26 protein-coding genes are annotated in these 18,644 nt (G+C 56.7%); 9 read left to right on the forward strand and 17 right to left on the reverse strand.

All coding sequences use genetic code 11. The features are described from left to right. Positions 1 to 6: 6 nt before the first annotated feature. Genes fliI through fliF form a run of 4 tightly spaced genes read right to left on the reverse strand, consistent with a single transcriptional unit; the run spans position 7 to position 4,766 of the window. Complete coding sequence (gene fliI, locus C1N84_RS07705) at positions 7 to 1,362, reverse strand: flagellar protein export ATPase FliI (protein WP_021509867.1); 1,356 nt, start codon at positions 1,360 to 1,362, stop codon at positions 7 to 9. Then, positions 1,362 to 2,066, reverse strand: coding sequence for a flagellar assembly protein FliH (gene fliH, locus C1N84_RS07710; RefSeq protein ID WP_021509868.1), 705 nt, complete (start codon positions 2,064 to 2,066; stop codon positions 1,362 to 1,364). Before fliH ends, fliI begins: the two co-directional genes overlap by 1 nt. Further along, complete coding sequence (gene fliG, locus C1N84_RS07715) at positions 2,059 to 3,051, reverse strand: flagellar motor switch protein FliG (RefSeq protein ID WP_021509869.1); 993 nt, start codon at positions 3,049 to 3,051, stop codon at positions 2,059 to 2,061. The genes fliH and fliG overlap by 8 nt, the downstream gene beginning before the upstream one ends. Next, complete coding sequence (gene fliF / locus C1N84_RS07720) at positions 3,048 to 4,766, reverse strand: flagellar basal-body MS-ring/collar protein FliF (RefSeq protein WP_104093183.1); 1,719 nt, start codon at positions 4,764 to 4,766, stop codon at positions 3,048 to 3,050. The genes fliG and fliF overlap by 4 nt, the downstream gene beginning before the upstream one ends. 277 nt (positions 4,767 to 5,043) lie before the next feature. Between fliF and fliE the strand changes: the two genes are divergently transcribed. Continuing rightward, the gene (gene fliE, locus C1N84_RS07725) at positions 5,044 to 5,355 is read left to right on the forward strand and encodes a flagellar hook-basal body complex protein FliE (protein WP_021509871.1); all 312 of its coding nucleotides are present in this window, start codon (positions 5,044 to 5,046) and stop codon (positions 5,353 to 5,355) included. 45 nt (positions 5,356 to 5,400) lie between these two features. Here the strand turns inward: fliE and C1N84_RS07730 are convergent, their stop codons facing one another. The 3 genes from C1N84_RS07730 to C1N84_RS07740 all read right to left on the reverse strand — a co-directional run bounded on the left by C1N84_RS07730 (position 5,401) and on the right by C1N84_RS07740 (position 6,215). Continuing rightward, entirely contained in the window at positions 5,401 to 5,574 is a 174-nt protein-coding gene (locus C1N84_RS07730; protein WP_158252668.1) for a hypothetical protein, read from the reverse strand. Positions 5,575 to 5,658: 84 nt separating this feature from the next. Beyond that, the gene (locus C1N84_RS07735) at positions 5,659 to 5,844 is read right to left on the reverse strand and encodes a hypothetical protein (protein ID WP_146068665.1); all 186 of its coding nucleotides are present in this window, start codon (positions 5,842 to 5,844) and stop codon (positions 5,659 to 5,661) included. Between the two features lie 170 nt (positions 5,845 to 6,014). Continuing rightward, positions 6,015 to 6,215 (reverse strand): hypothetical protein, encoded by a 201-nt coding sequence (locus C1N84_RS07740; protein ID WP_104188852.1) that lies wholly within the window; start codon positions 6,213 to 6,215, stop codon positions 6,015 to 6,017. 537 nt (positions 6,216 to 6,752) lie between these two features. Between C1N84_RS07740 and C1N84_RS07745 the strand changes: the two genes are divergently transcribed. Together C1N84_RS07745 and C1N84_RS07750 are read left to right on the forward strand one after the other, a co-directional pair. Further along, positions 6,753 to 7,016 carry a biofilm/acid-resistance regulator YmgB/AriR gene (locus tag C1N84_RS07745; RefSeq protein ID WP_058757399.1) on the forward strand — a complete coding sequence of 88 codons (264 nt, stop codon included), beginning with the start codon at positions 6,753 to 6,755 and terminating at the stop codon, positions 7,014 to 7,016. A gap of 241 nt (positions 7,017 to 7,257) precedes the next feature. Further along, a complete protein-coding gene (locus C1N84_RS07750; protein ID WP_058757400.1) occupies positions 7,258 to 7,479 on the forward strand; it encodes a hypothetical protein in 222 nt (73 codons plus the stop codon). 36 nt (positions 7,480 to 7,515) lie between these two features. On the opposite strand, the gene C1N84_RS07755 is transcribed toward C1N84_RS07750, so the two are convergent. Further along, on the reverse strand, positions 7,516 to 8,727 hold the full coding sequence (locus C1N84_RS07755; RefSeq protein WP_058757401.1) for a diguanylate phosphodiesterase: 1,212 nt from the start codon (positions 8,725 to 8,727) through the stop codon (positions 7,516 to 7,518). Between the two features lie 243 nt (positions 8,728 to 8,970). On the opposite strand from C1N84_RS07755, the gene C1N84_RS07760 reads away from it, so the two are divergent. Further along, on the forward strand, positions 8,971 to 9,219 hold the full coding sequence (locus C1N84_RS07760; protein WP_104188857.1) for a hypothetical protein: 249 nt from the start codon (positions 8,971 to 8,973) through the stop codon (positions 9,217 to 9,219). A gap of 57 nt (positions 9,220 to 9,276) precedes the next feature. Here the strand turns inward: C1N84_RS07760 and C1N84_RS07765 are convergent, their stop codons facing one another. Continuing rightward, positions 9,277 to 9,912 (reverse strand): S24 family peptidase, encoded by a 636-nt coding sequence (locus C1N84_RS07765; RefSeq protein WP_021509876.1) that lies wholly within the window; start codon positions 9,910 to 9,912, stop codon positions 9,277 to 9,279. A gap of 141 nt (positions 9,913 to 10,053) precedes the next feature. On the opposite strand from C1N84_RS07765, the gene C1N84_RS07770 reads away from it, so the two are divergent. The 3 genes from C1N84_RS07770 to C1N84_RS07780 all read left to right on the forward strand — a co-directional run bounded on the left by C1N84_RS07770 (position 10,054) and on the right by C1N84_RS07780 (position 11,345). Beyond that, the gene (locus C1N84_RS07770; RefSeq protein ID WP_031280179.1) at positions 10,054 to 10,443 is read left to right on the forward strand and encodes a hypothetical protein; all 390 of its coding nucleotides are present in this window, start codon (positions 10,054 to 10,056) and stop codon (positions 10,441 to 10,443) included. Further along, positions 10,424 to 10,753 carry a hypothetical protein gene (locus C1N84_RS07775; protein ID WP_058757404.1) on the forward strand — a complete coding sequence of 110 codons (330 nt, stop codon included), beginning with the start codon at positions 10,424 to 10,426 and terminating at the stop codon, positions 10,751 to 10,753. The genes C1N84_RS07770 and C1N84_RS07775 overlap by 20 nt, the downstream gene beginning before the upstream one ends. Positions 10,754 to 10,835: 82 nt before the next feature. Then, positions 10,836 to 11,345 (forward strand): hypothetical protein, encoded by a 510-nt coding sequence (locus C1N84_RS07780; protein WP_104188859.1) that lies wholly within the window; start codon positions 10,836 to 10,838, stop codon positions 11,343 to 11,345. 24 nt (positions 11,346 to 11,369) lie between these two features. On the opposite strand, the gene C1N84_RS07785 is transcribed toward C1N84_RS07780, so the two are convergent. After that, entirely contained in the window at positions 11,370 to 11,960 is a 591-nt protein-coding gene (locus C1N84_RS07785) for an acyltransferase (protein WP_264443103.1), read from the reverse strand. 219 nt (positions 11,961 to 12,179) lie between these two features. Between C1N84_RS07785 and C1N84_RS07790 the strand changes: the two genes are divergently transcribed. Beyond that, positions 12,180 to 12,446 carry a hypothetical protein gene (locus C1N84_RS07790; RefSeq protein ID WP_058757407.1) on the forward strand — a complete coding sequence of 89 codons (267 nt, stop codon included), beginning with the start codon at positions 12,180 to 12,182 and terminating at the stop codon, positions 12,444 to 12,446. Between the two features lie 17 nt (positions 12,447 to 12,463). Here the strand turns inward: C1N84_RS07790 and C1N84_RS07795 are convergent, their stop codons facing one another. From C1N84_RS07795 to C1N84_RS07810, 4 genes are all read right to left on the reverse strand, one after another. Beyond that, positions 12,464 to 12,703: a DinI-like family protein gene (locus C1N84_RS07795; RefSeq protein ID WP_021509882.1), complete on the reverse strand. Its 240-nt coding sequence runs from the start codon at positions 12,701 to 12,703 to the stop codon at positions 12,464 to 12,466. Positions 12,704 to 13,040: 337 nt separating this feature from the next. Then, positions 13,041 to 13,364, reverse strand: a complete 324-nt coding sequence (locus C1N84_RS07800) for a DUF6388 family protein (protein ID WP_021509883.1) — start codon at positions 13,362 to 13,364, stop codon at positions 13,041 to 13,043. A gap of 73 nt (positions 13,365 to 13,437) precedes the next feature. Further along, entirely contained in the window at positions 13,438 to 14,730 is a 1,293-nt protein-coding gene (locus C1N84_RS07805; protein WP_264443111.1) for an ABC transporter substrate-binding protein, read from the reverse strand. A gap of 9 nt (positions 14,731 to 14,739) precedes the next feature. Beyond that, positions 14,740 to 16,284 carry a methyl-accepting chemotaxis protein gene (locus tag C1N84_RS07810; RefSeq protein WP_264443113.1) on the reverse strand — a complete coding sequence of 515 codons (1,545 nt, stop codon included), beginning with the start codon at positions 16,282 to 16,284 and terminating at the stop codon, positions 14,740 to 14,742. Between the two features lie 207 nt (positions 16,285 to 16,491). Between C1N84_RS07810 and yedD the strand changes: the two genes are divergently transcribed. After that, a complete protein-coding gene (gene yedD, locus C1N84_RS07815; protein ID WP_058757410.1) occupies positions 16,492 to 16,953 on the forward strand; it encodes a lipoprotein YedD in 462 nt (153 codons plus the stop codon). A gap of 69 nt (positions 16,954 to 17,022) precedes the next feature. Here the strand turns inward: yedD and C1N84_RS07820 are convergent, their stop codons facing one another. From C1N84_RS07820 to fliS, 3 genes are all read right to left on the reverse strand, one after another. After that, positions 17,023 to 17,697, reverse strand: a complete 675-nt coding sequence (locus tag C1N84_RS07820) for a class I SAM-dependent methyltransferase (protein WP_058757411.1) — start codon at positions 17,695 to 17,697, stop codon at positions 17,023 to 17,025. A gap of 178 nt (positions 17,698 to 17,875) precedes the next feature. After that, positions 17,876 to 18,235, reverse strand: coding sequence for a flagella biosynthesis regulatory protein FliT (gene fliT / locus C1N84_RS07825; protein ID WP_058771163.1), 360 nt, complete (start codon positions 18,233 to 18,235; stop codon positions 17,876 to 17,878). Between the two features lie 2 nt (positions 18,236 to 18,237). After that, the gene (fliS, locus tag C1N84_RS07830; RefSeq protein ID WP_021509889.1) at positions 18,238 to 18,639 is read right to left on the reverse strand and encodes a flagellar export chaperone FliS; all 402 of its coding nucleotides are present in this window, start codon (positions 18,637 to 18,639) and stop codon (positions 18,238 to 18,240) included. Between the last annotated feature and the right edge of the window lie 5 nt (positions 18,640 to 18,644).

The raw sequence follows: 18,644 nt of genomic DNA on the forward strand, positions 1-18,644 counted from the left end.
GCGGCGTTAGCCGAACATCGCCTGCAGGTGCAGACAGGCATCGTCATAATCGCTGCGTTCAAAAATGCCCTGCTGCAGGAAAGCTTCCATCTGCGGATAGAGCTTAATGGCCCGGTCCAGCATCGGATCGCTGCCTGCGGCATAAGCGCCGACGCTCACCAGATCGCGGTTACGCTGAAAGCTGGAGAGCAACTGCTTGAACTGGCGCACACGCGCATAGTGGGTTTCATCAATCAGCGAGGTCATGGCACGGCTGATCGACGCTTCAATATCAATGGCCGGATAGTGACCGGCCTCCGCCAGGCGACGCGACAGCACGATGTGGCCGTCGAGAATGGCGCGCGCCGAGTCGGCAATCGGGTCCTGCTGGTCGTCGCCTTCGGTCAGTACGGTATAGAACGCGGTGATTGAACCGCCGCCGTGAATGCCGTTGCCGGCGCGTTCTACCAGCGCCGGCAGCTTCGCGAACACCGAGGGCGGATAGCCTTTGGTGGCCGGCGGCTCGCCGATCGCCAGCGCGATCTCACGCTGCGCCATGGCGTAGCGGGTGAGGGAGTCCATAATCAGCAGCACGTGCTGACCGCGATCGCGGAAATCTTCGGCGATGCGCGTGGCATAAGCGGCTCCCTGCATACGCAATAGCGGCGAAACGTCGGCCGGCGCGGCGATCACCACCGAGCGCGCGCGCCCTTCGGCGCCAAGAATGTTTTCGATAAACTCTTTAACTTCGCGGCCACGTTCACCAATCAGGCCCACCACGATGACGTCGGCTTTGGTGTAACGCGCCATCATGCCGAGCAGCACCGATTTCCCCACCCCGGAGCCGGCAAACAGCCCCATACGCTGGCCGCGGCCCACGGTGAGCAGGGCGTTGATCGCCCGCACGCCGGTATCCAGCACATCGTGGATCGGCGTACGCTGCAGCGGGTTGAACGGCGCGGTGATCAGCGGCGCGCGGTAGCCGGTTTCCGGCGCGGGCAGGCCATCCAGCGGCTTGCCGCTGCCGTCCAGCACGCGGCCGAGTAGCTCCGGCCCCAGCAGCAGCTGTTTACCGCTGTGATCGCCGTGCACGCGGGCATACACGCGCGCGCCGGGCAGAATGCCATCGACCTCTTCCAGCGGCATCAGAAACAGTTTCTGGCCGTTGAAGCCGACCACTTCGCTTTCCACTTCGGTAATCGTGCCGTTGTCGTGGCGCTCAATAATGCAGGTGGCGCCCAGCGGCAGCTGCAGGCCGGTGGCTTCCAGCACCAGACCGGTGGCGCGCGTCAGGCGGCCGTAGCGGCGCACCGTCTGCACCTGACTGATGCGGTCTTCAAAACTGTCGAGCGCGCCCAGCCAGCGCGAAAGGCGTGACGTCATCAGAATGCTCCCGGTGCCGCCAGACGGCACAGCTCCTGCCAGCGCGTGGCGACGCTGGCATCCAGATCGCCGTCTTCGGCGCTGAGTTTACAGCCGCCGGGATGCAGCGAACTGTCGGCCAGCAACCGCCAGCCGTGTAAATCGAGCGTTGGGCCCAGCGTCTGCTCAACGCGCTGCAGATCGTCCGGGTGCACGCGCAGCTGCGGTTTGCCGCTGAACATTGGCTCCTGCTGAATCAGCTGCTGGATCTGGCGCAGCAGGGCGCTGCCATCCACCTGCGTCGCCTGGCCAATCACCGTGCGCGCCGCTTCCAGCGCCAGCTGCATCAGGCGCGACGCAATCACGCTATCCAGCGCTTCCAGCGTGTGATGGAACTCGGTGACCAGCTGCTGCATACGCGCCTGCAGCGGAGCCTGCTGCTGCTGGGCATCGGCCAGTCCCTGCTGGAACCCGGCGTCATAGCCGTTTTGCTGCGCTTCGGCGAAGCCTTTCTGATAACCTTCGCTGTAGCCCTGCGTCTGCGCATCTTTACGCATCTGCTGCTGCAGACGTTCCAGCTGCTGCTGCTGTTCATCTTCCTCGCTCAGCACGAGGTCGCTGTCCGGCTCCTCTGCCAGCAGCAGTTCAGGTTCGGGCGGCTGCGGTGCGCCTAAATCATCAGGCTGCCAGCGCTGCCATGCACGGGCGGAAAAGGCATCAGACATAGGTTTCCTCGCCACCACCAATTACCATCTCGCCTGCTTCCGCCAGACGGCGCACGATAAGCAGGATCGCTTTCTGTTCGTTCTCCACCGCGGACATACGGACCGGGCCACGGTTGGCGAGGTCGTCGCGCAGGATATCGGCGGCACGCGCCGACATGTTTTTGAGGAATTTCTCGCGCAGCGGCTGCTCGGCGCCTTTCAGGGCAATCAGCAGCTGCTCGGACTCCACTTCCTGCAACAGACGCTGGATGCTGCGGTCGTCCACTTCCACCAGGTTTTCGAACAGGAACATCTCGTCGATGATCTTCTGCGCCAGCTCGCCATCGAAGTCGCGTACTGCTTCGATAACCGCTTCTTCCTGCTGGGTTTTCATCAGGTTGATGATTTCCGCTGCGGTTCTCACGCCGCCCATCTTCGCGCGCTTGAGGTTGGTGCCATCCAGCAGGCCGTTGAGCACTTCGGTCAGCTCCGCCAGCGCCGCCGGCTGTACGCCGCCGAAGGTGGCGATACGCAGCATCACATCGTGGCGCAGACGCTCGTCGAACAGCGCCAGAATATCCGCCGCCTGGCCGCGCTTCAGGTGCACCAGAATGGTGGCGATAATCTGCGGGTGCTCGTCGCGGATCAGATCCGCCGCCGCCTGCGGTTCCATAAAGTTGAGGGTTTCCATGCCGCTGGTGGTTTCGCGCGTTTCGAGGATATCTTCCAGCAGGCTCGAGGCGCGCTCTTCGCCCAGCGCCTTGATCAACACCGAACGCAGGTAGTCGTTGGAGTTGAGGCTCAGCGCAGCAAACTGTTCGGCATCGGTTTCGAACTCGCGCAGCACTTCAGTCAGCTGCTTATGCGAAATCTGTTTCATGCTGGCCATCGCGGCGCTGAGGTGCTGCACCTCACGCTGGTTGAGGTGTTTGAACACCTCCGCCGCACGCTCTTCGCCAATGGTCATCATCAGAATGGCGCTCTTTTCAGTACCGGTCAGACTCATAGTTCGTTACTCATCCATTCGCGGATAACCAGCGCCACAACGCGCGGATCGTTTTCAGACATATCGCGGATGCGCTGGCTCATCACCTCGGCGCTCATGCGGTTGTTAGATTTGCGCTCCTGGTCCAGCTCGTCTTTATTGATCTGGACGCTGTAAGCAGCTTCTTCCTCACGGGCGGCAGCACGGGCAGCGGCGGCTTCGGCGGCGGCTTTCTCGGCTTCACGTTTACGCAGCAGCTGCGGACGCACCATTTTTCGGTAGAGGATGAAGGCAACCAGTGCTACCAGCAGCCAGCGACCGGCGGTCATCAGCTGATCAAAGAACGACTGCTGCTGCCAGAAGGGCAGGTCGCCGCCGGTCGGCTCGGTGGTGTTGAACTGCGAGTTCACCACGTTGACGCTGTCGCCACGCGTTTGCGAATAGCCCATCGCTTCGCGGGTCAGATCTTCAATCTGCTTGATCTGCTGATCGTTCAGCGCCACCGCTTTGCCTTTGCCGTCATCGCGGTAGTTGACCACCACGGCGACCGACAGGCGCTGCACGTCACCGACGTTGAGTTTGGTGTGACGAATGGTGCGATCCAGCTCGTAGTTCACCGTGTCGTTGCGGCTGGAGCTGCTCGGGCCGCTGCTCTGCGCGGTGCTGGTCGAGGTGCCGGCATTCTGCGCGTTGTTGTTCTGCTGGCCGTTAGCGTTGTTATTGTTCTGCTGCTGCGGGTTGGTGACCGGCGCGGTATTGGCCGGCGCAGGCTGATTCGACAGCGCACCCGGTACGCCGCCCGGATACGGGCTGCCGTTCTGATCGTTGGTGCTGGTCTGGCGTGAGCGAATCGCCGTGTTATTCGGGTTCGCGTTTGGCTGATACTTCTCGTCCGTCTGCTCGCTGCGGTCAAAGTTAATCTGCGCGGTCACCTGCGCATGCACATTACCCTGACCGAGAATCGGATTCAGAATGGCTTCAATGCGCTGCTGATAGCGTGCTTCCACTTCGGAGGCATATTTCAGCTGGGCATCATTAAGATCGCGGCCTTCGCTGTCGGAGCGCGTCAGCAGGCGACCCGCCTGATCGACCACGGTCACATTGCCTGGTGGCAGACCGGCCACGCTGCTGGAGACCATGTGCTGAATCGCCTGAATCTGGCCCTCATCCAGCGCACGGCCCGGTTGCAGGTTCAGCGTTACTGAGGCAGACGGGGATTTTTGCTCGCGCACGAACAGCGTCGGTTTTGGCATCGCCAGATGCACGCGCGCGCTCTTCACCGGTCCGAGCGTTTCGATGGTGCGCGCCAGCTCACCTTCCAGCGCACGCTGGTAGTTAATCTGCTCACTGAACTGGCTGATACCAAACTTCTCTTTATCCATCAGCTCAAAGCCTACCGAACCCCCTTTCGGCAGTCCCTGCTGGGCAAGGCGCAGACGCAGCTCATGCACTTTATCGGCGGGCACCATCAGGGCGCCGCCGTTTTCAGCGAACTGGTAAGGGATGTTCATCTGGGTGAGCTGGGTAACAATCGCGCCGCCATCCTCATCAGAGAGGTTGTTATAGAGAACGCGATAGTCGGGCGCTTTGGCCCACAGCACCAGCGCCAGAACCACGGCGATAGCGGCCGCGGCAGCAACGATTAATGGAATACGCGGATTTGCGCGCAGGCGGGCGAGAAGGTCATTAAAGCCTTTCTTTGCTGTATCCTGTGTGGCGGCTGCACTCGCATTCATGACCAATTCCTGCCTGACATAATTGACCGGGTGTATGTAGGTGACAAAACTGACTCCCTGATACGCATCCCCGCCCGTTGATGCCGTGTAGCTGGCCGACGGGGTAGGGGAAAAAATGAAATTCCAATCTAATGCCTGGCATTATTTGATGAATCGTGTCACTTCGATGGCTGGATAAGCCGGGTTTTTTGCAGTCATTTAGCGCCTTTGTCCTATTGACAGTGTGTTAACTTTTCCTCCGTGAAAAAAAGAACCCTTCATCTATGAGGTACAGGCAATGTCAATTCAGGCAATAGATGGCGTACTGCAGCAGCTGCAGCTAACGTCACTGCAGGCCAGTGGCAAACCGACCGAGTCCGCCAGTCAGCTCGATTTTGGTGCCACCATGAAAGCCGCGCTGGATAAAATCAGCGCCACCCAGACCGCTGCGCGCAGTCAGGCGCAGGATTTTGAGTTGGGTAAACCGGGCATCCAGTTGAATGATGTGATGGTCGATCTGCAGAAATCGTCGATTTCGATGCAGATGGGGATTCAGGTGCGTAACAAGCTGGTGAATGCCTACAGCGAGATCATGAGCATGCAGGTCTAGCGGCGCGCAATAAAAAACCGCCTGAGAGAGGCGGTTTCGTCAGGGTCAGGGCAGTGACAGTTTTTCGCTAATCGCCCGGTAGCCCTGTTCAGCGAAGCGTTGCTTGCTGATGGCGTCGTTTTTGGTGGGTTCAAACCAGGCACCTTCTCCACTGGTTGAGAAAAACCAGACTTCTGGCTGTTCTGCGCCGCGCTGCACCCAATAAAATCCTTCCTGCATTATCATGTCCTCCTCACAGGAATATAGTTCAGCTACGCTGCGCTTAACAGCGTAACTGACAATATTCTCACCTGCAGACGAAAACTAAGCAGATTGCGCCTCTTCCGGTGGCGTCAGTTTGCCACTGAGAAGTTTAAAACCGGCAGATTTAAAACGAGGCAGAGAAAGCGGTATTGGCTCCATCGGGCGATAAAAACCGCGTCCAGCATCCCAGTACCATACCTCAGGCTCAGTTGTGCTGCTGCCTACCCAGTAAAAACCCGTATCCATCAGTGCTCTCCAGAAATGAATGAAGGCACGCCTTCTCTAATTTCCGCAAAATAATGTCTTAATTAAACTCAATGATCAATCTCGCTTGCCGCTTCGCTTATTAGCGCCAGAGATGAGCGGCTGCGAAAATAACATCCGGTGGGTCGGTCCAGATATCATCGAAGGCTTATTTACCGATCCTGGAAAGGATCTTTTTTATCATCCTGACTGTCATCACGCGTACGCGGAATTTCACCGTGTTCGCGCGCATCATCCTGCGCCGGATGATCGTCTTCTTCATACGCATTACCTGCGTTGGGTGCCGCTTCCGGTAAACCTTTGTGCACCTCGCCCTCGTTTTTACGCTCCTTATTCGTTTCGTGTTGCTTCATCTCTCTCTCCAGCAGGGTTTCGTTATGATGAATTTCGCGTGATCAGCGGCCGTTTCAGGCGACCGTAATCGTTTTCACACTCTACACGCAGAACGGCTAAATTGTACAGTTTTGCAAAGTTGTACAAGTTTATGGGGGCTGTATAGAAGTGCACGCGTCAGCAAGGAGTAAAAATAATTTTGTTGAGCAGAAAGAGAGGCTTAGCACAGCGTCTGATATTTTATTCAGGTTAACTGCATGATTTTTCCTGCGAAAATGGTGATTTATTGTTGAAGAGAATGGCGAAATTATTGTGCAAATCTCCTCTGACCACACGAAATGCTAACTAAATTGTTGTACAAGTTTCCCATCTTTGTATAACTTCTCGCTTGTGGCAGTCAGTCACACGTAACGAATGATGCTTTGCATCGCCTCTGAAGGTGTTGTGGATTTCCACTTTCAGAGGCTGCTTTTTTACCTGTGCTGATTCAAAAATTTAACCTGAGTAACCGATTAATCACTGCAGTTTGCACTGCAGCTTACCCGATGAGGCTTGTTATGAAACAGAATGCATCGACGTCAGCAGAGTCTCAATTGTCAGAATATTTCCAGCACGCGGGTTCAGAATATGCCAGTGAAAAAGAGGTCATCGCGCTGATTTACAAACAGCTGGCGGCGGTGAAACTGCGCGTGAGCAATAAAGATATTATTCTGGCCCTGCTGGAGCGATTAGAGTCTGAACATGACGTGGTTCAGCTGGATATTTATCGCCAGGCACTGGAACTTATTGTTCAGCGCACGCCTGACGATATCGCTTCCTGAAACCTGTGTCTGTCGTACTCCACTCCATTGCCGAAACACGGACGTTTAGTTGCCTGTTTGTTTCGCCCCTTAGCTTAGGGGCATTTATTCTCTTCGCGTCTCGTTTCCTGCCTGAATAAGCCCAGCGTGAAATGCACAATTGCCTCTATTCTCTGCTACAGTATTTAGCTGGAGTAAGCTTTCATGCAAGCAGGGTTACTCATTACGCCAGAGGGCGTATCACTTTATCGGGCACGCATGAATGTCTGATTCGCGGCTCAGGCCGCTGGGCAAACCTATGAATGATGGTTATTACTGGATTAAAGATGGCGAGCGCTATCCGGAAGTGTGGCTGTACCAGAAGCAGTTTGGCTGGTTTCGCCCGTGCAGCGCGGTGCCAATGACGCAGCGTACCTTTGAGATGATGAAGTACGTAGTGCTGAGTGAACGGCTGGAAGAACCGGCGCGTGAGACTGAGTGTTAAGCCTGTGACCGCCGTTACGGCGGTCAGCTTTGCCGGTTACTTAATCTCCGGCCAGGCTACTGCCGGGAAACCATTAAACTGTGGGCGGGCAAACAGATAGCCCTGGAATTGACTGACACCGACCGCTTCCAGCCACATCCACTCCTCTGCTTTCTCCACGCCTTCAGCAATCACCGCGATCTCCAGCGAAGCGCAGCACTTAATAATGGCATGCACAATCGCCTGTTTTGGGCCGCTTTTGTGCACGTCACTGATGATTTCCCGATCGATTTTGATCTTATCCGGCTGGAACTTAGACAGCAGCGACAACCCCGCAAACCCGGCACCAAAGTCATCCAGCGCCAGGCTGATACCGGCCGCCTTAAGTTTTCTTACTTCTGCCGTAAATTCTTCAGCACGCGAGATGATTTCATTCTCCGTCACTTCCACCACGATCTGCTCCGGTACCAGACCGTTGGCCGCGATTTCCTGTAGCAGGAAATCCACCGCATTCGGGACGGTGACCAGCGACATCGGCAGCAGATTGATGGTCAGCGTCTGCTCGCCGAGGCCGAGATTTTTCGCCAGGTTGAAGGCCAGACTCTTGGACTGAATATCGGCGTGGTAAATCGCATCGCCGCCAAACGCAGAGAAGTACTCCTGCGGTGAACCGCCGTCCGGCGTGCGAATCAGCGCTTCATAGGCCGTAATACGCCGCGAGAAGGGATCAACAATCGGCTGAAACGCAAACCGGCAATCCTGTACATAGTGTTGCAGACTCTCCAGCTGACGCTGGCTTTCCGCATCAGTAATAAATTCCCAGGTATTCGCCGGCGGGATCTCGAAATAGTTCTCTTTTTCCCGCGCCTCAACGAAGGTGCGCAGGAACTGCAGTGCACGGTCGTCATAGGTGAGCTGGTAACGCGAAGTGCCTTTATCCAGCACCGCCTGCAGTACGCTGGATTTGTCGTGCTCGCGCAGGTCAAACAGCTCCATTCCGACGTTACCAAAGCGCCGGGCTGGCGCGAAGTCATGCATCAGCTCAACCAGATTGTGATGACGGGCGTCGCGGCAGATACGGTCGTAAATGCCCTGAACGGCCTGATCGGGTCCTTCAAGCAGCTGGAAGAAATGTCGTCCATCAAACAACAGAATGCCGGTGACATCTGAAACTTCGTTTTTCTTATTGGCTTTGCCGACCATATCCTCCAGCGTTTTGATGGGAACGTGATCATAGAGGTGGCTGCGGTAAAGGATGGTAGTCAGCATGAGATTGTCCGGCGCTATCGTTATTTTGCCTTACATTAACAGCCAGACGGCAGGATCTGTCCAGCGCTGAGACGCGTAATCGTTAACTATTTTATTAAATTCCACTTAACCGAAGCGGCTGGCGGGGCACGTCAGGTGGAATTTTAACTCAACCGCTGGCCAGCGAGGTTAACGATAAATAAATTCGATTGAAAGGATAAATGAAAAGCGTATCGTTAGCCGGGTTAACCGGAGGTGATAAAGATGTTGCGTGATTATTTGAAGATTGATGAAAGCGATCGTTTAGTTGAGCAGAGCTTGTTACGCCTGCATAACCGGGGACAGGAAGATGTCACCGAATGGCATATCGTCGGTGCCAACGGTGAGCACAAGGGCAGCGTGGCGCTGTTCGATAAACTGAGTAACCGTCGCTCTTATCGCGTCAGTTACCGTATAACGCAAACCGATCTCCAGGGGAGGGTGGTCGTTGATCATCTCACCGACACGTTGTGATTTTTGCCGTAGTCTTTTGTTGGATTTGACCCGCCGCGTGGCGGGTTTTTTGCTGCTTCAGCGGCTGCCGCGCCGCCGCATTTCCACCAGCGTGCCAATCAGTTCCAGCGTACTTTTCTGACTCTGCTGCACGGGAAAATCTTCGTTCAGCGGCCGTAACGAGAAAATTTGCTCGTCGTGCATCCGAATAATTCGCACCATCGCGACGTCGTCAACCCGCGCCAGCACCACATCGCCCGGCTGGGGCACGCGTTGCGGATCAAAAATCAACCGGTCGCCGGCGCGATACGCCGGGTTCATGGCGTCATCTTCCAGCGTTACCGCCAGCGCACCGTCGCTCAGCGCTTCGTCACTGTAAAGAAAGCGAACAGCCTGCTGCTGCCACTGCAGTCGCTGCTCATTCAGCCAGTCCGCGGCCTGCACCAGCGTGACCAGCGGCACGGCAGTGAGAGCGGGGGAAGCGTGCGTACTTGCAAACGGCTGGCCGTCGCCATCAATAATCCACGCCGCGCTACACTGCAGCAACTCCGCCAGCCGCAGCAGATGCTCACCACGCGGCACCGTCTCTTCTTTCTCCCACTGCGAAACCGCAACGTGTGACACGCCAATGCCATTGGCCAGTGCCTGCTGCGTTAATTTCAGTGCCTTACGGCGCTGGCGAATGCGCTCACCACCAGATTCTTTTTTCATCATCTTGACAACTCCTCCAGGCTTGACTTAAGTATACTTAAAATCATTATTTAAAGTAAACTTAAATATGCCGCTGGCCGTGATACTGGCGAGGGAGGTCAGCGGGGTGTCCGGCTAACCCTCGCCAGGTGAGAGAGGTAGGGCATGGAGAGTAGTTTGGTCACCAGCGTAGGCGCACTGCTGCTTGGCGGTGGCGCGGCAGCGGTGTTCTGGAAACCCCTGATGGCGGGGATCGCGTCAATCGTCACCAGCAATCGCGCGGGCGGCGAGATCATCACCAGCTACAAAGAGCAGGTGCTGCTTCTCAAGGAGAGCCATGCGCTGATGCGCCAGGAAAACGATGAACTGCGTATCCGTCACGACAAAAACCTGCGGCGTATCTCATCGCTGGAGACCGATCTGCGTTTGATCAAGAACGCACTCGGTATCCTGCTGGCGACCACCGAAGCCGAGCACAGCGATAAGTTTCGCAGCCAGATTAATCAATTGATCACCACTCTGGAGGAGAACCGCGATGGTGCAGATAAACAGTGAACTGCTGGTGCGAAGCCACCGCCGTCATCTGATGCTGGGTGGCCTGCTGATGCTGTTATCGCTGCTGTGTGTGGCGATGACCATTCTGTTTCTTTACGTCAATAACGACGCCAACCGGCGCGTGGAGGAGATTCGCCAGCAGTACCGGGCGATCTCCGATCGACGCGAAGCAAAGGTCGCCGAACTGACCAGCCAGCTGGTTGAGCTGCAGAAAAAGCTGGATGCCCAGCCGCCGCGCAGCGCCAGCCATACCACAACGCCCTCCACGCCGCCGGCCGGGCAGCAAACCGCGCCACAGCCGCGGCGCTAAGGAGGACCTGATGCGAATTACCGAGCGGATCGCAGTCCGTTTGCAGCAACTGCGGTCTTTATTTAGCAATAAGGAGAAAATTATGAGCGATCAAACTGTCATCAACCCAACCAGCGCTGCGGCGCAACAGGAATTGTCACCGCTGGAGAGTTTTGCCAACGAAACGGCCAGCGCGCCGGCTGCCGCTAACAGCGCAGCTGATAGCGTTGCCCAGCCAGCAACGCCGCCGGCAGCCGCAACGCCAGCTGCGCAACCGGCAGCGCCCGCCAGCGCTGAGCAACCGTTTCATGCGGATGCTCCGGTCGATCTCGATCAGCAGCTGGCAACGCAGGATACGCTGGCGAACGGCTCGGCCAGCGCAGGCGCCTCAGCGGCCGCCACGCCTGGTGTGCGCAACGCGCAGGCCGCCGCACCGGTTGCTGTCCCCGACGCGCCGGCTGCTGCGACCGCCGCCAGCGATGCGGTGGCGCAGGATATCAGCGCCGGGGTGAAGGACTTTGTCCAGGCCTTCAGCTTTGTTGAACAGGGCGTGCTGAAGCTGGGCAGCGCCGCGAAGGATGAACTTATTGCGCTGGCGAAGAAGTATCTGTAATTCAGGCGGGCAGGGATGCCCTCATCACCCGTTCGGTCGCGAGATCTGCTTTTCCAGTTCCAGCGGGTTTCGCTGCCGGCTATTAATCTTTTTAGCGGGCGAGCCGAAGTAGATCGACCACGCTTCGGTATCGCGCGTTATCAGTGAATTGGCGCCTACTGCGGTTCCCTCTGCCAGCGTAAGGCCCGGCATAATAATGGATTGCGAACCGACGATGACATGCCGGCCCAGCACCACTTTCCCCGAGGTGACGCCGGTCAGGTGGGCAGGCACGGTGGGATTGGTCATGAATTCCCCACTATAGTCATCACTTTTCGAGTAGATTTTTACGCCCTGCGAAAGCCCCGAGAAATCCGCCATTTCCACACCGGCACCCGCCAGTACGGCGCAGTAACCGCCAATATGAATGTAGGAGCCAAGCGTCAGATACCCATCGCCGGCAGCCACGAGGGTCGAGAATCCGTCGATGCGCACGTGATCGCCAAGGGTGATATTGTGCAGGCCAATAATGGTGCAGTTTTTTGCCACCATGACCTGCCTGCCGACGTGTTTAAAGCCGAAACTGTTCAGCTCATGTTCGGTGTAATAACCAGGATTGAAAGGTTCTGTCGACACAGTGCATTCTCCGGATGATCGGGGCTGGGGTGCCATTATAGGTGCGAAGGCAACAGTCTGTAGCGGAAGAAAAGCGCTAAATCTGACGTCAATTCATCGCAATCAGCCACGAATGGAGACTAAGTTAAGATAATTCTGCAGGCGGCTTCGCTATTATCTGCTAACTTTAATTGCTCAGGCGTTATTTTAACTGGCTTTATCAGCAAAAAGGAAAATAGCATGAGTGATACAGAGGCAATCAAAACCAAAACTGACTACCTGCGTGATGTCACCTCACAGCTAAAAGAGATGCGTCACTATGCGCAGACCAACACTGAGACGCTTTCCAGCCACTGGCTGGCCTTTGATGCCGGGGAGTATAAGGATAAAGAGTACGCCACGCGTTTTGATACGCTGATCAACAAGCAGGGACAGCTGCTGGATGATATCGATCAGGCGATTCAGGATCTGGAAATCGCCATCAATCACAGCGAGCAGGAAAGCTAAGCGCGGCTGCTGGTGGCCTAATCGGCCACCAGCCACATCTCGGCTTCATCGAACATCTCTTCAACAATACGCGCAATCGTCGCCTTATCGTTTTTACTCATATCGGTTTCGATGGCGTTACGCTCCATCGGCTTAACCCGCACCTCCAGATCCGGAAAGACGCGCTGTACGCGCTTCTCCAGCTCCTGCAAAATCATTTCGCGCGCGCCCGGTAATCCGGCTACGTTGCGCTTGTCGTAAATCAGCTCCACAAACATCAGGGCATTCCAGTAATCAAAGTGGGAGCGTCATATTACTGTAAATAAAACCAGTGACAAGCGGCAGGGCGGCAATTATTTTCATACGGGTGAAACAGCGCGGCGTAAAGATGCAACGACAGGGGAACAAAGCGGGCAAAAGCAGAGGGTGCACGCAAAAAATCGAACCTCTGGAGGTGGAAATCCAGCAACACCTCCAGAGGCGGTGCAATAGCACCTTTCGTTCAAGGACAATCGACGACAGTCGTCGTGATTATTAAGTTATACAACTTTTTCCATCTTGTACAACTTTTTCCCCGGAAATTTCTCTCCGATCGCCTTTTTATCAGTGCATCGCTTATAACTCGTTCTTAATACAGAACTCTTCCCACGTCATACCTAACGCTTCCGCGTGAGATTTCAGATAGGTTTCAATCGCTTGTGCAGCAACTGCTTTATCCGGTTCCGCCAGCTGGATGGAGAACAGCATGCCGTCGAGCTTCTTCTGACGCAGAAACGCGGCATAAATGCGCTCGGCGTGCCACGCGCGCAGTTCACGCAGGGACATATTGGCGGCGCGCGCATCACTCTCACTCAGTTCATCCAGCGCGGACTGAAAATCAGGGTGGGCGGTGAAAAACAGGCTGCGGGCCAGGGCGTAATACTCTTCAGGGGTTTTCATTCGGGGGTTCCTGCCGGTCAAATTGCGCGTTAGTGTAACCCGCACACGGCGACTTGTCAGGAACCCCGAATGTTTACTGCTGTGCGGCTTGCAGGCGCGTCACGTCCTGCTGATTTTTTTCCAGCGTTTGGCCCACCGTCAGCTTGCCCTGCAGCAGCGCCGCCAGATTCTGCCCGACGGCGTTACCCATCTGATCAAAGCCAGCAATACTGACGTACTGCACACCGGTGTAAGGTACGGTGTTCAATGTCGGTTGATCGACGGTGGCGGATTCAATCGCGCTGCGCACCTGAGCGGCGTAAGGCGCCAGGCGCTGGTAGTTTGGCTGCTGGTAGGTGGAGTTGCGGCTGCCGGGTGGCACCGCTCCCCAGCCGACGGTATCCGCGACCTGCTGAATATACTGCCGCGAGGTCGCCCAGCTGATGAAGTCGACGGCGGCGGCGCGCTGCGGTGAGTTGGCCGGTACCGCCAGCGCCCACGACCACAGCCAGTGCGAGCCGTTGCGCGTAATGCCGCCCGGCGCCGGGGCAAACGCCAGCTTGTCCGCCACCAGCGAGATCTGCGGGTTAATCAGCAGCCCGGCGGCGACGGTACTGTCGATCCACATCGCGCATTTTCCCTGTGCGGTAAGACGCAGGATCTGGCCAAAGCTATTGCTGGCCGTATCCGGCGGACCGTCCTGTTTCACCATCGCCAGATAATCGGTCAACACCTCACGCCACTCTGGCGAATTCAGCGTCGGCTGCCAGCGATCGTCAAACCACTGCGCACCATAGGCGTTGGCCATGGTGGTGAGCAGGGCCACGTTATCGCCCCAGCCGGGCTGGCCGCGCAGGCACAGGCCATAGATACCGTGCTGAGGATCGGTGAGTTTCGCCGCGAAATTTTTGATGTCGGTCCAGTCGGGATCGTCCGGCATGGTCAGCCCTTTCGCCGCAAACAGATCTTTGCGGTAATAGGTCATGCTGCTTTCCCCGTAAAACGGTAGCGCGTACAGCGTTTGCTGCCAGGACAGTGCTTTGCGCACCGGCGTCAGCAGATCGTCGCTGTCATACTCTGGCGGCAGGTTATTAAGCGGCGCCAGCCAGCCTTTTTTACCCCACAGCGGCGCTTCATAGGTACCCACGGTAATCACATCAAATTTTGCGTCACCGCTGTTCATGGCTGCCAGCACCGCCTGGCGCAGGGCGCCATCATCCATCACGTGCCACTGCAGTTTCACGTCCGGATGCTGCTGTTCGTAACGGCTCGACAGCTGCTGCATGATAGTCATGTCACCATTGGCAATGGTGGCGATATTGAGCGTGGTGGCGGCCTGGCTGAGCAGCGGCAGCGCGGCCAGCAGCGCAATTATGGTACGCTTCATGGCGGCTCCTTATGGCTGCTGCAGGCGGAAGAACGCCATTTTTTCCACCAGCAAACCGGCATGCTGGCTCACCGTCTGGCTGGCCGCGCTGGCCTGCTGCACCAGCGATGCATTCTGCTGGGTGGCGCCGTCCATCTGGATTACTGCGGTGTTCACCTGCTCAATGCCGCTGGATTGCTGGCGGCTGGCCACAGCGATCTCACCAACGATATCCACCATGCGCGCCACGCCGTGGTTAATGTCGTTGAGCATCTCGCCAGAGCGCTGCACCAGCGCGCTGCCGGCTTCGACTTTACCCACGCTGGCATCGATCAGCGCCTTGATCTCCTGTGCGGCACCGGCCGAACGCTGCGCCAGTTGTCGCACCTCTGACGCCACCACCGCGAAGCCGCGTCCCTGTTCCCCGGCGCGCGCCGCTTCTACCGCCGCATTCAGTGCCAGCAGGTTGGTCTGGAAGGCGATTTCATCAATCACGCGGTTGATATCCGCGATGCGCTTGCTGGAGGATTCAATCTCCTCCATCGCACTCACCGCGTCGCGCAGTACACCGCTGCCGCGCTCGGCCTGATGGCGCACATCGCTTGCCAGCTCGTTGGCCTGCGCGGCGTTGTCCGCGTTGTGTTTCACCGTGGCGGTCATCTGCTCCATACTGGCCGCAGTCTGCTCAAGCGAACTGGCCTGCGCATGGGTGCGCTCCGACAGATCGTCGTTGCCATCCGCCATCTGGCGTGCCGCATCGCTCAGTGCATGGGCACTTTCGCCCACCTCGCGCACGATCTCCGCCAGCCGCACATCCATGCGCAGCAGCGCCTGCATCAGTTCACCCATCTCATCGCGCGTTACCGTACCGATACGGTGATTGAGCTCGCCGCCGGCAATGGCATCCGCCAGCTCGCGCGCCTGGGCGATGGAACGGTTAATCGAGCGGATCAGCAGCCAGCCGGAGACCAGCGCCAGACTCAGACCCAACAGCAGGATGGCGATCAGGCTATTGCGTGCCAGCAGGTAGTCGCGGTTGCCCTGTTGCCAGGCCGTCTGCGCATGCTGCCGCATCAGCGTATCCAGCTGGTCAATGTCCTGCTGCAGCAACTGGCTGCCGCTGCGCAGACGGGTTTCGATGACCACCAGTGCGGCGGACGGGTTACCGCCTTTCAGCAGCTCACCGGCTTCATGCAGTGCACCCTGCCAGCCGTCGAGATGGGTCAGGAAGCGCTGGCTCAGCGGTTTGGTCTGCGCATCAAACGCCAGCTGCTGCCAGGTATGACGATCGGCGGTGATTTGCTGACCGTACTGCGTAATGCGCGCCAGGCGTTTTTCCACTTCACTGCTGTCGGTCCAGTAGCGCAGCGCATCGAACAGGGTAGCGGATTGCTCCTGCACCATGCGGTACAGGCGTGAGGAGTATTGCAGCGGAAGCAGCTCGTTCTGATAGGCATTTTGCGCGCGCTGATCGGCAGCGCGCAGGCCGATAATTCCCCAGACGGCAGCAATAATCAGTAACAGGCACAGCAGGCTGACAATCGCAGCCAGACGTGCGCGAAGGGTCAATCGCATAACAGCGTTCTCCGAAACCAGGGTGAGTAAGTCGTCAATATTGTTATGGGTGCAGGTGCTTTAGACTTCACATCAGGTTATCGGCGAAGAGTTGAACAGCTTGAGGGCGCCGGAGAAAGAGAAGGGGGATTCCACCGCAGATCCCTTGCGTCACGCCGGGAAAACATTATAACGTAGCCGCCATTGATGCGAGTGTAGGGACCGAAGATGAAAAAGTGGATGGTACTGGCCGCGCTGGCGCTGAGCGGCTGTGCGCAAATCAACAGTTATGACGAAGCGGTTAAAACCCCGGCACCGCTGGAGCTGCAGGGTAACTGGCAGACGATGGGACCGCAGAGCAAGCTGATCAGCAGCGAGGCTATGGCCAGCCTGATCGTCAGCGCTGATGGCACTACCCTTGACTGCCGCCAGTGGCAGCGGGTGATTGCCAAACCGGGCAAGCTGACGCGCCTGGATGATGACTGGGTTAACGTTAACCGTCAGGCGCGTGTGATGCCGCTCTCGCTGGAGAACGGTGAGCTGCACTACGATGGCCTGACGCTGCGTAAAGTGGATCGCCCAACCGTCGAGTGCCAGCAGGCGCTGGACGAAGTGGCAAAGCGCCCTGGCGATGCGGTGATTCAGGATATTGAGCCGCAGATTCTCAGGCCGGTCACGGCAGAGAAATAAAGGACAGAGCTAAAATGCTTTTCTTCCTCTCCCGGCTGCGGGAGAGGACATTTCATCAGGCTGGAACGGTTATCGCTTCTGCAATAAATAGCTGTTTTCAAAGCCGGGCAAACTGCCAATCACATCGAAACCATTAAAATAGCCACCCGCGCGTAATAAATCCACAGCAGGACCGACCTGCGGTGAATACTGGTGATCGCGATAATCGTCAAAGACGATAAAGCCGCCTTGCACAAGGGTGGGCGAATATAACAGGAAATCGAGCAATACATGGCGGCCTTCGTGTCCGCCGTCAATATGCAGTAATACGGTACGCGGATTAAGGGCCTGCACTCGCTCAATACTTAATTCAGAGTAGCCACGGATGAGATTAACCTGGGGAAACAGCTTTTCGTGATAAAAGCGCAGCTCACTTTCCTGATTTGCCAGCTCCATGGGATCGATGCTGATAATGCGACGTTTATGCTGGCAAATTTCATTCATGAAAGCCGTCGATTTCCCTTTCCACACGCCGATTTCAATGATGTCACCCGCCACATTATTATGCTCGAGTAACCAGCAAAGATAACCCAGGCATTTTACATGGCTATGGAAAGAGAGTTCACGGCGCGCCATGGCCAGCTCTGCCGGTAATTCTGCCTGCGCCTGTGCCAGAGCATCACCGACCTTATCCCAGGTGTCATCGATGAGCTGCTGTATTTCAGGCTCCTGAAAAAAAACTTTTAAATCCGCGATATCGAGCATGTCGTTGCCTTATAAAGAGAGAATACAGCCGGCAAGGCTGAAAAGGTCTGCGTTAAATGTGCCACAGTTGCCATCATTCAAGGCGGTAATAAGGCTCAGTTTAAGGGGGTAATTAAACGCTTAGCATGGCGGGGGCGGTAAGAATCCAGGGAGAACAGCGTCTCCCTGACAGAGAGGATTATAAATCGCTGGGATAAAGCACCTGACTGGAAAAACGACCATACGCGTTGGTGACTTTCTGTTGCTGCGTGGTTTGCTGGACCAGCGAACGCAGTTCTTCCATGCGGGTCGCCATCAACTGCTTAATCTCAAGCTCATTGTCCATCACCTGCTTCAGCATAGGCCGTAACTGGACACGCAGCGCAGCAGGCAGGGCGGAGGTATCACGGTCGCGCGCTACGAGCGTAACGCTGCTCACGTAAACTGCCTCATTGGCCACTAAATCATCCCAGTGCCCCTGGCGCGCCTGTTTCAACATCTGATTACTCAGGCTGAGCAAACGCTGATACCCCTGCAGCAGGTCGTTATCTGAAGTCATGGTTACGCTTCCTGAACGGCGTGAGGACCAATTTGTTTCCACGCGTCGGCAATGTTGCTCAGCAAGCGCTCGACTTCCGCAATCGCTGCCGGATCGTTGTGCAGGTTGGCTTCCAGCAGACGGCGGGTCATGTATTCGTAAAGATTATCCAGATTGGCAGAAATCTCTCCACCGGCTTCATGATTCAGCCCGGCGCGTAAGCCATTAGTAATGATATTAATGGCTTTCGACAGCGCCTGGCCTTTACCGGGAATGTCGCCCTGATCCATCAGAATGGTGGCTTTCTTCATGGCGCTGAGCGCGCCATCAAACAATAAAACCACCAGCTGATGTGGGCTGGCGCTTAACACGGCACTTTCCAGACCGACCTGTGCGTAGGCCTGCGTTCCCGATTTAGCGTACATATTTA

Source organism: Pantoea sp. SGAir0418, from assembly GCF_043529865.1.